The organism is Streptomyces sp. NPDC042638, assembly GCF_040647235.1.
GTDB lineage: Bacteria > Actinomycetota > Actinomycetes > Streptomycetales > Streptomycetaceae > Streptomyces > Streptomyces rameus.
This window is the reverse complement of the sequence record NZ_JBEZBT010000019.1, coordinates 1-13,491: the sequence shown is the minus strand read 5'-3', so window position 1 is coordinate 13,491 and position 13,491 is coordinate 1. Positions and strand designations below refer to the sequence as shown.

9 protein-coding genes and 1 pseudogene are annotated in these 13,491 nt (G+C 72.1%); 8 read left to right on the top strand and 2 right to left on the bottom strand.

The window, feature by feature from the left end:
* Window positions 1-272 precede the first annotated feature (272 nt).
* Window positions 273-1,610, bottom strand: a complete 1,338-nt coding sequence (locus AB0B40_RS17540) for a 6-phospho-beta-glucosidase (protein ID WP_345053789.1) — start codon at window positions 1,608-1,610, stop codon at window positions 273-275.
* 40 nt (window positions 1,611-1,650) lie between these two features.
* Here AB0B40_RS17540 and AB0B40_RS17535 point away from each other — a divergent pair.
* The 3 genes and pseudogenes from AB0B40_RS17535 to AB0B40_RS17525 form a co-directional block, all read left to right on the top strand.
* Window positions 1,651-2,026 (top strand): annotated as a pseudogene (locus AB0B40_RS17535) (beta-galactosidase); the annotation flags it as partial.
* Between the two features lie 223 nt (window positions 2,027-2,249).
* Entirely contained in the window at window positions 2,250-3,644 is a 1,395-nt protein-coding gene (locus AB0B40_RS17530) for a glycoside hydrolase family 16 protein (RefSeq protein WP_362264353.1), read from the top strand.
* Window positions 3,645-3,820: 176 nt separating this feature from the next.
* Window positions 3,821-5,215, top strand: a complete 1,395-nt coding sequence (locus AB0B40_RS17525; RefSeq protein WP_362264351.1) for an AMP-binding protein — start codon at window positions 3,821-3,823, stop codon at window positions 5,213-5,215.
* A 57-nt stretch (window positions 5,216-5,272) separates the two neighbouring features.
* Here the strand turns inward: AB0B40_RS17525 and AB0B40_RS17520 are convergent, their stop codons facing one another.
* Window positions 5,273-6,241: an AraC family transcriptional regulator gene (locus AB0B40_RS17520; RefSeq protein ID WP_345047271.1), complete on the bottom strand. Its 969-nt coding sequence runs from the start codon at window positions 6,239-6,241 to the stop codon at window positions 5,273-5,275.
* A gap of 145 nt (window positions 6,242-6,386) precedes the next feature.
* Here AB0B40_RS17520 and tkt point away from each other — a divergent pair, with 145 nt between their 5' ends.
* The 5 genes from tkt to pgi all read left to right on the top strand — a co-directional run.
* The gene (gene tkt, locus AB0B40_RS17515) at window positions 6,387-8,462 is read left to right on the top strand and encodes a transketolase (RefSeq protein WP_362264349.1); all 2,076 of its coding nucleotides are present in this window, start codon (window positions 6,387-6,389) and stop codon (window positions 8,460-8,462) included.
* A 58-nt stretch (window positions 8,463-8,520) separates the two neighbouring features.
* Window positions 8,521-9,663: a transaldolase gene (gene tal / locus AB0B40_RS17510; RefSeq protein ID WP_362264347.1), complete on the top strand. Its 1,143-nt coding sequence runs from the start codon at window positions 8,521-8,523 to the stop codon at window positions 9,661-9,663.
* Window positions 9,663-11,252 carry a glucose-6-phosphate dehydrogenase gene (zwf, locus tag AB0B40_RS17505; protein ID WP_362264345.1) on the top strand — a complete coding sequence of 530 codons (1,590 nt, stop codon included), beginning with the start codon at window positions 9,663-9,665 and terminating at the stop codon, window positions 11,250-11,252. The genes tal and zwf overlap by 1 nt, the downstream gene beginning before the upstream one ends.
* Complete coding sequence (gene opcA, locus AB0B40_RS17500; RefSeq protein WP_345047265.1) at window positions 11,249-12,175, top strand: glucose-6-phosphate dehydrogenase assembly protein OpcA; 927 nt, start codon at window positions 11,249-11,251, stop codon at window positions 12,173-12,175. The genes zwf and opcA overlap by 4 nt, the downstream gene beginning before the upstream one ends.
* 1 nt (window position 12,176) lies before the next feature.
* The coding region (gene pgi, locus AB0B40_RS17495) for a glucose-6-phosphate isomerase (protein ID WP_362264343.1) at window positions 12,177-13,491 on the top strand (1,315 nt) is incomplete at its 3' end.

Here is a 13,491-nt window from a genome sequence, read left to right as displayed (position 1 = left end):
GGAAGACCGCTCGACGGGGGCCGCTGGGGGTCGGACCGCTCCGCGGGAGCACTGCTCGGTGGGACCACCGCTCGACGGAGGACCACTCGGCGGGGGCCGCTCGGCGGAGCATCGCTCCGGGCGGAGGCCCGCTCGGCGCCGCGCACCGCTGGGTGGAAGCACCGGTCAGGGCCAAGCACCGCTCGGGGCCAAGCACCGCTCGGGGCCGAGCACCGCTCGAAGCCGAGGGCCGCTGGGTGGGGGAACCGGTCGGCGGAACGGGCCTCTGTTTCTCATCTCAGGTACGCCAGGCCCGGGTGGACCTCGGTGTAGCCCTCGACCAGCCGGCGGGCCACGGTGACCGAGTCGACCAGCGGATGCAGCGCGAAGGCCGTCACGGCGGCCGCCCGGGAACCCGACTCGGCGGCGGCGAGCACCTCGCGCTCCACGGCCTTGACCGAGCACACCAGGCCGGTGGCATGGCCGGGCAGCGGATCGGCGGCGAGCGGGTGGGCACCGCTCGCGTCGACCAGGCACGGCACCTCGACGACCGCGTCGGCGTCGAGGGCGGTCAGCGTGGAGCGGTTGCGGACGTTGAGGATCAGGGTGGCGCGTTCGTCGCGGGCGATGGCCCGCATCAACGCGAGGGCCACCTTCTCGTACCCGCCGGACAGGTCGTCCGCCTCGCGTTCGCCGGCGCCGGCGCTCTCCCGGTTCTCGGCCATGTAGGTCGCCTCGCGCTCCGCGCGCGTGCGGTCCCAGGCTCGCAGGGCGGAGACGCCGGGATCGCCCGCCCGCTCGTAGAACCGGGCCTGCTGGTCACGCAGGAAGGCGCCGCGGGTCCGCTCGGCCTCCTGGTAGGCGCGGACGGTCTCCCGGTTGAAGTAGTAGTAGTGCAGGTACTCGTTGGGGATCGCACCGAGCGACCGGAGCCAGTCGGCGCCGAACAGCCGGCCCTCCTCGAAGGAGCCGAGCAGCGCCGGATCTCCGAGCAGGCGGGGCAGTTCGTCGCGTCCGGCGACACGCAGCGCGCGTACCCAGCCGAGGTGGTTGAGGCCGACGTAGTCGACGAAGGCCGTCTTCGGGTCGGCGCCGAGGACGCGGGCGATACGGCGGCCGAGGCCGACCGGCGAGTCGCAGATGCCGATGACGCGGTCGCCCAGGTGCCGGGACATCGCCTCGGTGACCAGGCCCGCCGGGTTGGTGAAGTTGATGACCCAGGCGTCCGGGGCCAGGCGGGCCACGCGCCGGGCGATGTCGTCCGCGACCGGGACCGTGCGCAGGCCGTAGGCGATCCCGCCGGCGCCGACGGTCTCCTGGCCGAGTACGCCCTCGGCGAGGGCCACCCGCTCGTCGTTCGCCCGGCCCTGGAGTCCGCCGACGCGGATGGCGGAGAAGACGAAGTCGGCGCCGCGCAGGGCCGCGTCCAGGTCGGTCGTGGCGGACACCTCCGGTGCGTCGGGGACCCCCGCGGCCTGCTCGGCCAGCACCCGGGTCACCGCGCGCAGCCGGCGGTCGTCCAGATCGTGCAGTACGACCTCGGTGACCCGCCCCTCCGCGCGATCGGCCAGCAGCGCGCCGTACACCAGCGGCACCCGGAAACCGCCGCCGCCCAGAATCGTCAGCCTCACACCCGTACCTTCCTTCTCTCCCGCACCCTTCTAGCAGACCGGCACCGCGCTCGCGGACCCCTGGGCGGCCATCGACTCCACGCCGGGTCTTCAGGGCGGCTTCATCCGGGAGCCCCGCGGCCACGGAATCGTGCGGCGCGTGAGCGACGGAACACCGGCCGGCCCCGCGGGCCCGGGGCCGGACGACGACCGTGTCGCCGGGCCCGGCCGCCGCCGGGCGTACGGCGGTGACTCCGGTGAGCGGGCGGGGCGGGAGGCCGCGGACCCGGTCCGTATCCGGTGTGCCGGTGCCGCTGCGACTGCCGCAGGACGGCGGTGAGGTCTGGCTGACGCTGCGCGTGCTGGCGGGCGAGGACCGGCCGGGGCTGCCACGCGGTACGGAGCTGTGCGCGCCCCGGGTCCGGCTCCGGACGGCGGCCGGGACACCGGCACCGCGCGCCCCCGGGGTGGCCCTGGGGGCCGACCGGAGCACGGCGGTTCCACCGGGTGAACTCCCCCGGGCGGCAAGGGACTTTCCCTGCTGCACGTCTTGACGGTGGCAGGGGCCGGGAGCACATTGGCGGCACGTTGAGAGCGCTCTCACACCGGTGGGAGCGCTCTCCCCGGCCCCGCACACATCCCCGTAGCGAGAGGTCCCCCATGAGCGCATCCTCCGGCACCTCCAGACCCCGCCCGCTGCGGCGCGCGCTCGTCGCCGTCGCCGCCGCGCTCGGCCTGGCCGCGGCCCTCGCCACGGCCGCCGGCACGCCCGCCGGCGCCGCCGTGCCCGCACCCCCCTCGGGCTGGACGCAGGTCTTCGCGGACGACTTCGACGGCGCGGCCGGCTCCGGCGTCAACGCGTCCGACTGGCAGTACGACACCGGGACCTCCTACCCCGGCGGCGCCGCCAACTGGGGCACCGGCGAGGTGGAGACCATGACGTCGAGCACCGCCAACGTCGCCCTGGACGGGAACGGCGACCTGCTCATCACCCCGCGCCGCGACGCGTCCGGCAACTGGACGTCGGGCCGGATCGAGACCAGGCGTACCGACTTCCAGCCCCCGGCGGGCGGGAAGCTGCGGGTGCAGGCCCGGATCCAGATGCCGAACGTCACCGGCGCCGCCGCCAAGGGCTACTGGCCGGCGTTCTGGATGCTCGGCGCCCCGTTCCGCGGCAACTACTGGAACTGGCCGGGCATCGGCGAGCTGGACATCATGGAGAACGTCCAGGGGCTGAACACGGACTGGGCCACGATGCACTGCGGCACCAACCCGGGCGGCCCGTGCAACGAGACCTCCGGCATCGGCAACTCCACCGCCTGCACCGGCGCCACCTGTCAGGCCGGCTTCCACACCTACGCGATGGAGTGGGACCGCTCGACCAGCCCCGAGGAGATCCGCTTCTACCTCGACGGCGTCAGCTTCCACACCGTGCGGGCGAACCAGGTCGACGCGACGACCTGGGCGAACGCCACGAACCACGGCTACTTCCTCATCCTCAACGTCGCGATGGGCGGCGGCTTCCCGGCCGCGTTCGGCGGCGGCCCGGACAGCGGGACCGAGCCGGGCCACCCGATGGCCGTGGACTACGTACAGGTCCTGCAGTCCTCCGGCGGAGGCACCACTCCCCCGCCGTCCGGCAACCGGGACGCCTACAGCCCCGTCCAGGCCGAGTCCTACGACGGCCAGTCCGGGATCGGCACCGAGACCACGACGGACACGGGCGGCGGGCAGGACATCGGGTACGTCGCGAACGGCGACTGGGCGCTGTACAGGGGGGTGGACTTCGGGTCCACGGCGGCGCGGCAGTTCTACGCCCGGGTGGCGAGCGGTGCGGCGGGCGGGGTCAGCGGAGTGGTGGAGGTGCGTCTGGACAACCGGGGCAACGCGCCCGTCGGCAGCTTCGCCGTGGGCAACACCGGAGGCTGGCAGTCCTGGCGGACGGTTCCCGCCAACATCGGCGCGGTGACCGGCACCCACGACGTCTACCTCACCTTCACCAGCGGCCAGCCGGCCGACTTCGTGAACGTGAACTGGTTCGACTTCGGGCACTGAGCCGCGGACACCGAGCACGGCCCGGGAAGGCAGGCAGGGCGCCTTGGAGCTTCTGCCGAAGTCCCCGCGCGTCCCTGGTCGGGACAGCTCCTTGTGCGCGGGGTGGGCCGTGGATTGGATGGCCGGCACACGACGCGTCCGGCCCCCGGTGCGCAGACGGGTACCGAAGGAACCGAATGGCATCCATGCTCGACGGCTGCACGCCCTGGCCGCAGGAGTTCGCCGACCGCTACCGGGCGGCCGGGCACTGGCGTGGCAGCACGCTGGACACCCCGCTGCGCGGCTGGGCCCTGGCGTACGCGGCGCGGACCGCGCTCGTGCACGGCGGCACCCGCCTCACGTACGCGAACCTGAACCGGCGCGTGGACCGCGTGGCCGCGGGGTTCCGGCTGCGCGGTCTGCGGCCCGGGCAACGGGTCGTCGTCCAGCTGCCGAACGTGCCCGAGCGCGTCATCACCGCGTTCGCGCTGATACGGGTCGGCGCGGTCCCGGTGTTCTGCCCGTTGTCCTACCGCGCCGCCGAGGTGTCCCCCCTCGTGCGGGTCACCGAGGCCGTCGGCTATGTCGGCCCCTCGGCGTACCAAGGGTTCGACCACACGGCCATGGCCGCGGACATCGCCGCCCAAGGGCCCTTCCTGCGGCGGGTGTTCACCTACGAGCCGCCTGGTACCGCGTCCCCGTACGGCGGTCTGGCGACCGACGCGTCGGGCTGCCACTACTTCCCGCTGGGCTCCGTCGACGCCCCGCCCGAGGCGCCGCTCGCGCGCGGCGCCGGCCAAGTGGCGTTCCTCCTGCTCTCCGACTGCGCCCCCGCGGCGGCGCCCAAGCTCGTCGCGCGGACCCACGACGACTACGCCTGCCAGGTGCGGGCCGCCGCCGAGTCGGTGTCGCTCACCGGGGACGACGTGTATCTCACCGCGCCGCCCGCCGAGTCGGACCTCGCCTTCGGCTGCCCCGGCGTCATCGGCGTCCTCTCCGTCGGCGGCACCGTCGTGCTGGTCGAGGACCCCGGCCCCGGCGCACAGCTTGCGGCCGTCGAGCGGGAGCGGGTCACCATCGCGTCGGTGGTGCCCGCAGCCGCCCGGCTCTGGCTGGACGCACTCCCCACGGTCCGGGCCGACTTGAGCAGCCTGCGGCTCGTGCAGCTCGGCGGCGCGAGTGTGCCCGGGGCCATCGCCGAACGGCTGGGCCCCGCGCTGGGCTGTCGCCTGCAACGGGTCTTCAACAGGGCGGAGGGGCTGCTCGTCGTCACCCGTCCCACCGGTCCGGACGGGGCGGTGCTCACCGCGCAGGGCCGTCCGCTCCTCCCCGACGACGAGATCCGTGTCGTCGGCGCCGACGGCCGGGAGGTGCCCGAGGGGGAGACCGGGGAACTCCTCGTCCGTGGCCCCTGCACGGTGCGCGGCTACTACCGGGCGCCCGAGCACACCGCGCGCTCCTTCACCGGCGACGGCTACTTCCGCACCGGCGCCCTCGCGCGACGCACCCCCGACGGCGATCTGGTGATGACCGGCCGCGCCGAGGACGCCACGCGGAGGGCTTCCCCGGGGTCCGGGCCGGCTGACGGCTGACGGCTGACGGCTGACGGCTGATCATCCGGGTACGGCCCGGAGGCGCATCGTGAGCGGCTAGCGCAGTTCCGCCCGGAAGGCCACCGGGGTGTGTCCGGTGTGCAGCTGGAAGAACTTGGAGAAGTTCGCCGCGTCGGGGAAGCCGACGGCCACCCCGACGCGGCCGATCGGCAGATCCGTGTGGGCGAGGAGGCGTTTGGCCTCCAGGACGACGCGTTTGTCGATGAATCCCTTCGGCGTCTCGCCGGTGGCCGCGCGGACGGCGCGGACCAGGGTGCGGCGGGAGTAGCCGAGGGCGTCGGCGTAGGCGCTGACGCTGTGGTTGGTGGCGAAATCCTGCTCGACGGCGTCCCGGAAGCGGGTGAAGGTGCTGTCGGTCTGCTGCCGGGAGGTCTGTGCCGAACTGGCGGCGAGATGGGCGAGGCGCAGCAGGAACGCGGTCAGCGTGTGCCGCAGGACGGCGGTGTGCAGGCTGAGGGGGAGCGTGGTGGTGTCCTCGTACTCGCGGTGGAGCTGGTCGAGGGCCGACCGCAGCGCGCCGAGCTGGGCCGGGTCGGGGTGCAGCAGGGGCGGCAGGTCGTAGCGGTACAGGCCGGTGGCCTCGACGGTGGAGCGGGGCAGGAAGCCGGGTTGCATGGTGAGGACGGTTCCGCGGTACACGGACTCCCGGGAGAAGCGGTGGACCTGTCCCGGGCGGATCCACAGCACGTCACCGGCGGAGGCCTCGTACTCGGCGAAGTCGACCATGTGCCGCACGGGGCCGTCGGTGAAGAGCATGACCACGTGGAAGTCGATGCGGTGGACGCGGTGCAGAGGGGCGTCGGCGTGCCAGGTGCGGCCGGTGCCCATCGGCCCCATCTGCATGCCGACGCCGCCGACGGCCAGTTCGGCCGGGAAGGGGAAGGTTCTGATCCGGTCGCGGTCCGTGTTCCCGTGCGTATTTCCGTCGCCGTCATCGCCGGTACCGGCGTCGGCGGCGCGGTCGTCGGTGTCCTCACCGGCGGCTTGCTGCGTTCTGTCGGTCATGTCCTTTTCGTGCCGTCTCTGTCGCGTGATCACTGTCCCAGATTCACCACAGGCTGACACACCCCGACCTTTCCCCGAAAAAGTCAGACTTTTAAGTTTGAACGCGTCAGGCCAGCTTTCCGCACTGAACGAGGACTTCTTGAAGATGACCACGCAGACTTCCGACGGCTTCGAGTGGACCGACCTCGACCGGCGTGCCGTGGACACCGCCCGACTTCTGGCGGCCGACGCGGTGCAGAAGGTGGGCAACGGGCACCCGGGTACCGCGATGAGCCTGGCACCTGCCGCGTACACGATCTTTCAGAAGGTGATGCGACACGACCCGGCGGACCCGGAGTGGACCGGCCGGGACCGCTTCGTCCTCTCCCCCGGCCACACCTCGCTGACCCTCTACACGCAGCTCTTCCTCGCCGGGTACGAGCTGGAGCTGGACGACCTGAAGGCGTTCCGCACGCACGGCTCGAAGACGCCGGGCCACCCCGAGTACGGGCACACCGCGGGTGTGGAGACCACCACCGGCCCGCTCGGCCAGGGCGTCGCCAACGCCGTCGGCATGGCGATGGCCGCCCGTTACGAGCGCGGCCTGTTCGACCCGGAGGCCCCCGAGGGCACCTCCCCCTTCGACCACATGATCTGGGCGATCGTCTCCGACGGTGACCTGGAGGAGGGAGTCTCCGCAGAGGCGTCCTCGATGGCCGGCCACCAGAAGCTGGGCAACCTGGTCTTCCTCTACGACGACAACCACATCTCCATCGAGGGCGACACCGCGACCGCGTTCTCCGAGGACGTGCTGAAGCGGTACGAGGCCTACGGCTGGCACACCCAGCGCGTCGAGCCCACCGCCGACGGCGACGTCGACGTCCCCGCCCTGTACACGGCGCTGAAGGCCGCCCAGGCCGAGACCGGGCGGCCGTCGATCATCGCGATGCGCACGATCATCGCCTGGCCCGCACCGAACGCGCGCAACACCGAGGCGTCCCACGGCTCGGCGCTCGGCGAGGAGGAGATCGCCGCCACCAAGCGCCTCCTCGGCTTCGACCCCGGGCAGACCTTCGAGGTCCCCGACGAGGTCATCGAGCACACGCGGCGGGCCCTGGACCGGGGCGCCGAGGCACACGCGGCCTGGGACAAGCGGATCGCCGAGTGGCGTACCGTCCGGCCGGAGCGGGCCGAGGTGTTCGACCGCGTCAGCAAGGGCGAGCTGCCCGAGGGGTGGGAGGAGAAGCTCCCGGTCTTCGAGGAGGGCAGGTCGGTGGCGACCCGCGCCGCCTCCGGCAAGGTGCTGCAGGCCCTCGGCCCGGTCGTTCCCGAGCTGTGGGGCGGCTCCGCCGACCTGGCCGGCTCCAACAACACCACCATCGACAAGGGCAGCTCCTTCCTGCCGAAGGGCAACCCGCTGCCCGAAGCCGACCCGTACGGCCGTACCGTGCACTTCGGGATCCGCGAGTTCTCCATGGCCGCGGAGATGAACGGCATCGCCCTGCACGGCAACACCCGGATCTACGGCGGCACCTTCCTCGTCTTCTCCGACTACATGCGCAACGCCGTGCGGATGTCGGCCCTGATGCAGCTGCCGGTGACGTACGTGTGGACGCACGACTCCATCGGCCTCGGCGAGGACGGACCCACCCACCAGCCGGTCGAGCACCTGGCCTCGCTGCGCGCCGTCCCCGGCCTGAACGTCGTCCGCCCGGCGGACGCCAACGAGACCGCGATCGCCTGGGCCGAGATCCTGAAGAGGCACGCCACGCACCCCGCCCCCCACGGGCTCGCGCTCACCCGCCAGGGCGTGCCGGTCTACGCGCCGAACGCCGACGCGGCCAAGGGCGGCTACGTACTGCGCGAGTCCTCGACGGAGGTCCCGGAGGTGATCATCATCGCGACGGGCTCCGAGGTGCACCTGGCCGTGGCCGCGCGGGAGGCGCTGGAGGCCGAGGGCACCGGCACGCGCGTGGTGTCGATGCCGTCCGTGGAGTGGTTCGAGGAGCAGCCCCGCGAGTACCGCGAGCGGGTGCTGCCGCCGTCCGTGCGGGCCCGGGTCGCGGTGGAGGCCGGCATCGGCCTGACCTGGTACCGGTTCGTGGGCGACGCCGGCCGCATCGTCTCGCTCGAACACTTCGGTGCCTCCGCCGACGCCGGGACCCTGTTCGCCGAGTTCGGCTTCACCCCCGAGAACGTCGCCGCGGCGGCCCGCGAGTCGCTCGCCGCCGCGCGCGCCTGACACGGACGCTCCACCCGACGCACGTTACCGACGCACGATACCGACGCAAGAAGAAAGAATGATCACTGTGACCGAAGCAATCGCGACCCCGGGAGCCCTCAAGCGCCTCGCCGACGAGGGCGTGTCGATCTGGCTCGACGACCTGTCGCGCAAGCGGATCACCTCGGGCAGCCTCGCCGAGCTGGTGGCGAGCGGAAGTGCCGTCGGTGTCACGACGAACCCGTCCATCTTCCAGGCCGCCATAGGCTCCGGGGAGGGTTACGAGGAGCAGCTCGCCGACCTCGCCGTACGCGGTGTCACGGTCGACGAGGCCGTGCGGATGATGACGACCGCCGACGTGCGGGACGCGGCCGACATCCTGCGCCCGGTGTACGACGCCTCGGGCGGCCGCGACGGCCGGGTCTCCATCGAGGTCGACCCCCGCCTGGCCCACGCCACCGAGGCCACCGTCGCCGAGGCCAGGCAGCTGGCCTGGCTGGTCGACCGGCCCAACGTGATGATCAAGATTCCGGCGACCGAGGCGGGCCTCCCGGCGATCACCGAGGTCATCGGCCTCGGCATCAGCGTCAACGTGACGCTGATCTTCTCCCTGGAGCGCTACCGGGCGGTCATGGCCGCCTACCTGGCCGGTCTGGAGAAGGCCCGCGAGCGCGGGATCGACCTGTCCGGCATCCACTCCGTGGCGTCGTTCTTCGTGTCCCGTGTGGACTCCGAGATCGACAAGCGGCTCACCGCGCTCGGCACCGACGAGGCCCTGGCGCTCAAGGGCCGCGCGGCCCTGGCCAACGCCCGTCTCGCCTACGAGGCGTACGAGGAGGTCTTCGCCTCCGGGCGGTGGCTCGCGCTCGCCGGTGACAAGGCGAACAGGCAGCGCCCGCTGTGGGCGTCCACCGGTGTGAAGGACCCCGCCTACAAGGACACCCTGTACGTGGACGAGCTGGTCGCGCCCGGCACCGTCAACACCATGCCGGAGGCCACCCTGAACGCCGTCGCCGACCACGGCGAGATCACCGGCGACACGGTGACCGGCGGCTACGCACAGGCACACGCCGACCTGGCCGCCCTCGAGCGGCTGGGCATCTCCTACGACGAGGTCGTCCAGCAGCTGGAGGACGAGGGCGTCGCCAAGTTCGAGGCGGCCTGGCAGGACCTGCTGGACGCCGTCGCCACGTCCCTGAGGAACAAGGGAGTTGACGCCTGATGACCGAGAACGTCCCCGCCCAGGCACCCGCACCGGAGGCGGTGCGGGTGCCGGTGGCCCCGGCCGCCGGCTGGGTGAACCCGCTGCGGGACCCCCGCGACCGCCGGCTGCCCCGCATCGCCGGGCCCTCGGGCCTGGTCATCTTCGGGGTGACCGGTGACCTGTCCCGCAAGAAGCTGATGCCGGCCGTCTACGACCTGGCCAACCGCGGTCTGCTGCCGCCGGGCTTCTCCCTCGTCGGGTTCGCCCGCCGGGACTGGGAGGACCAGGACTTCGCCGAGGTCGTGCACGACGCGGTCCGCGAGCACTCGCGCACCCCGTTCCGCGAGGAGGTGTGGCAGCAGCTCGCCGAGGGCATGCGGTTCATCCCCGGCGACTTCGACGACGACACCGCCTTCAAGCAGCTGAAGGACGCCGTCGACGAGCTGGACGCCTCCCGGGGCACGGGCGGCAACTTCGCCTTCTACCTGTCGGTGCCGCCGAAGTTCTTCCCAAAGGTCGTGCAGCAGCTGAAGAAGGTCGGCCTGGCGAACCCGCCCCAGGGCTCCTGGCGGCGCGCCGTCATCGAAAAGCCGTTCGGTCACGACCTGAAGTCGGCGCAGGACCTGAACCGGGTCGTGCACGACGTGTTCGATCCGGAGCAGGTGTTCCGCATCGACCACTACCTCGGCAAGGAGACGGTCCAGAACATCCTGGCGCTGCGCTTCGCCAACCAGATGTACGAGCCGGTCTGGAACCGGTCCTACGTCGACCACGTGCAGATCACCATGGCGGAGGACATCGGCATCGGCGGCCGGGCCGGCTACTACGACGGCATCGGGTCGGCCCGGGACGTCATCCAGAACCACCTGCTCCAGCTGATGGCCCTCACGGCCATGGAGGAGCCGATCGCCTTCGACGCCGAGGCGCTGCTCACCGAGAAGCTCAAGGTGCTGAAGTCGGTACGGCTCCCCGAGGACCTCGGCAGCCACACCGTGCGGGCCCAGTACGCGGCCGGCTGGCAGGGCGGCGAGAAGGTCGTCGGCTACCTCGAGGAGGAGGGCATCGACCCCGGCTCCAAGACCGACACCTACGCGGCGGTCAAGCTGGGCATCGACAACCGCCGCTGGGCGGGCGTCCCCTTCTACCTGCGCACCGGCAAGCGGCTCGGCCGCCGGGTCACCGAGATCGCCGTGGTCTTCAAGCGGGCCCCGCACTCGCCGTTCGACGCCACCGCGACCGAGGAGCTGGGCCAGAACGCGATCGTCATCCGCGTCCAGCCGGACGAGGGGATGACGGTGCGGTTCGGGTCGAAGGTGCCGGGCACCTCGATGGAGATCCGGGACGTGTCCATGGACTTCGCCTACGGCGAGTCGTTCACCGAGTCGAGCCCGGAGGCGTACGAGCGGCTCATCCTGGACGTACTGCTCGGCGACGCCAATTTGTTCCCCCGTCACCAGGAAGTGGAAGAGTCCTGGAAGATCCTCGACCCGATCGAGGAGTACTGGGCGACGCACGGCAGGCCGGCGCAGTACGCGGCCGGCACCTGGGGACCGAGGGAAGCCGACGAGATGCTCGCACGAGACGGACGGAGCTGGCGCAGGCCATGAAGATCGACCTGACCGACACCACGGCAAGCAAGATCAACAAGGCGCTGGTGAAGGGCCGCCGCGCCATCGGCACACCGGCCGTGGGCATGGTCCTGACGATGATCATCGTCACGGACGAGGAGAACGCCTACGACTCGATCAAGGCCGCCGAGGACGCCTCGCGCGAGCACCCCTCGCGCACCCTGGTCGTCATCAAGCGGCACGCCCGCACCCTGCGCGACCGCACCCACTCGCGGCTCGACGCCGAGGTCCGGGTCGGCTCCGAGGCCGGCACCGGCGAGACGGTGGTGCTGCGCACCTACGGCGAGGTGTCCGACCACGCCGACTCGGTCGTCCTGCCGCTGCTGCTGCCGGACGCCCCGGTGGTCGTGTGGTGGCCGGTGGAGGCCCCCGAGGCCCCCGCAAAGGACCCCCTCGGCGCGCTCGCCCAGCGCCGGATCACCGACCTCTACGCCGTCGAGCGGCCCCTGGAGGTGCTGAACATCCGCGGCCGCACCTACGCGCCCGGCGACACCGACCTCGCCTGGACCCGGCTGACCCTGTGGCGGTCGATGCTGGCCGCGGCCCTGGACCAGGCCCGCGCGAAGGTGACGTCGGCGGCCGTCGAGGCCGAGGCCGACAACCCCAGCGCCGAGCTCCTCGCCCGCTGGCTGGAGGCCCGCCTGAAGGTCCCGGTGGACCGGGTGCACAGCGCCGGCCCCTTCGTGACGACCGTGCGCCTCGGCACCGCGAGCGGCGACATCGTCGTCGACCGGCCCGAGGGCCCGCTCGCCACGCTGACCCTGCCCGGCCAGCCGCCGCGCACCCTCGCCCTGAAGGTCCGCGCCACCTCCGAACTCATCGCCGAGGAGCTGCGCCGCCTCGACGCCGACGAGATGTACGCCATCGCCCTCCAGGGCGAGGGCACCAAGGAGAACGCCTGACATGGCAGAGTTCCCGAAGCTCACCGACCGGCCCGAGTGGACGGCCCTCGCCGACCACCGCGCCCAGGGTCTGCCGCACCTGCGCGAGCTGTTCGCCGCGGACCCCGGGCGGGCCGAACGGTACGTCGTGCGGGTCGGCGACCTGCACATCGACTACAGCAAGCAGCTGATCACCGACGAGACCCTGGCCCTGCTCCAGGAACTCGCCGCCGCCACCGACGTGTTCGCGCTGCGGGACGCCATGTTCCGCGGCGAGAAGATCAACGTCACCGAGCGGCGGGCGGTCCTGCACACCGCGCTGCGCGCCCCACGGGACGCGGTCGTCGAGGTCGACGGCGAGAACGTCGTGCCGAAGGTGCACGCCGTGCTCGACAAGATGGCCGGCTTCGCCGAGCGGGTCCGCTCGGGCGAGTGGACCGGGCACACCGGCAAGCGGATCCGCAACGTCGTCAACATCGGCATCGGCGGCTCCGACCTCGGCCCCGCGATGGCCTACGAGGCGCTGCGCCCGTACAGCGCACGGGACCTGACGTTCCGGTTCGTGTCGAACGTGGACGGCTCCGACCTGCACGAGGCGACCCGCGACCTGGACCCGGCCGAGACCCTGTTCATCGTGGCGTCCAAGACGTTCACCACGATCGAGACGATCACGAACGCGACCTCGGCGCGCTCCTGGCTGCTCAAGGCCTTCGACGGCGACCAGAAGGCGGTCGCCCGGCACTTCGTGGCGCTGTCCACCAACGCGGAGAAGGTCACCGGGTTCGGCATCGACCCGGACAACATGTTCGAGTTCTGGGACTGGGTCGGCGGCCGGTACTCGTACGACTCCGCGATCGGCCTGTCCCTGATGATCGCCATCGGCCCGGACCGCTTCCGCGAGATGCTGGACGGCTTCCGGATCGTCGACGACCACTTCCGCACCGCGCCCGCCGAGGCCAACGCGCCGCTGCTGCTGGGCCTGCTGGGCATCTGGTACGGCGACTTCTGCGACGCCCAGACCCACGCGGTGCTGCCGTACTCGCACTACCTGTCGAAGTTCACGGCCTACCTCCAGCAGCTGGACATGGAGTCCAACGGCAAGTCCGTGCAGCGTGACGGCAGGCCGGTGGAGTGGCAGACCGGACCCGTCGTGTGGGGCACCCCCGGCACCAACGGCCAGCACGCCTACTACCAGCTGATCCACCAGGGCACCAAGCTCATCCCGGCGGACTTCATCGGCTTCGCCCGCCCGCTGCCCGAACTGAGCGAGGAACTCCGGGCCCAGCACGACCTGCTGATGGCCAACTTCTTCGCCCAGACGCAGGCCCTCGCCTTCG

Excerpts from the sequence above, each read along its gene's own strand:
- tkt (WP_362264349.1), top strand. The coding sequence starts at position 6,387 with ATGACCACGCAGACTTCCGACGGCTTCGAGTGGACCGACCTCGACCGG.
- zwf (WP_362264345.1), top strand. The coding sequence starts at position 9,663 with ATGACCGAGAACGTCCCCGCCCAGGCACCCGCACCGGAGGCGGTGCGG.
- opcA (WP_345047265.1), top strand. The coding sequence starts at position 11,249 with ATGAAGATCGACCTGACCGACACCACGGCAAGCAAGATCAACAAGGCG.
- AB0B40_RS17520 (WP_345047271.1), bottom strand. The coding sequence starts at position 6,241 with ATGACCGACAGAACGCAGCAAGCCGCCGGTGAGGACACCGACGACCGC.
- tal (WP_362264347.1), top strand. The coding sequence starts at position 8,521 with ATGATCACTGTGACCGAAGCAATCGCGACCCCGGGAGCCCTCAAGCGC.
- AB0B40_RS17525 (WP_362264351.1), top strand. The coding sequence starts at position 3,821 with ATGGCATCCATGCTCGACGGCTGCACGCCCTGGCCGCAGGAGTTCGCC.
- AB0B40_RS17530 (WP_362264353.1), top strand. The coding sequence starts at position 2,250 with ATGAGCGCATCCTCCGGCACCTCCAGACCCCGCCCGCTGCGGCGCGCG.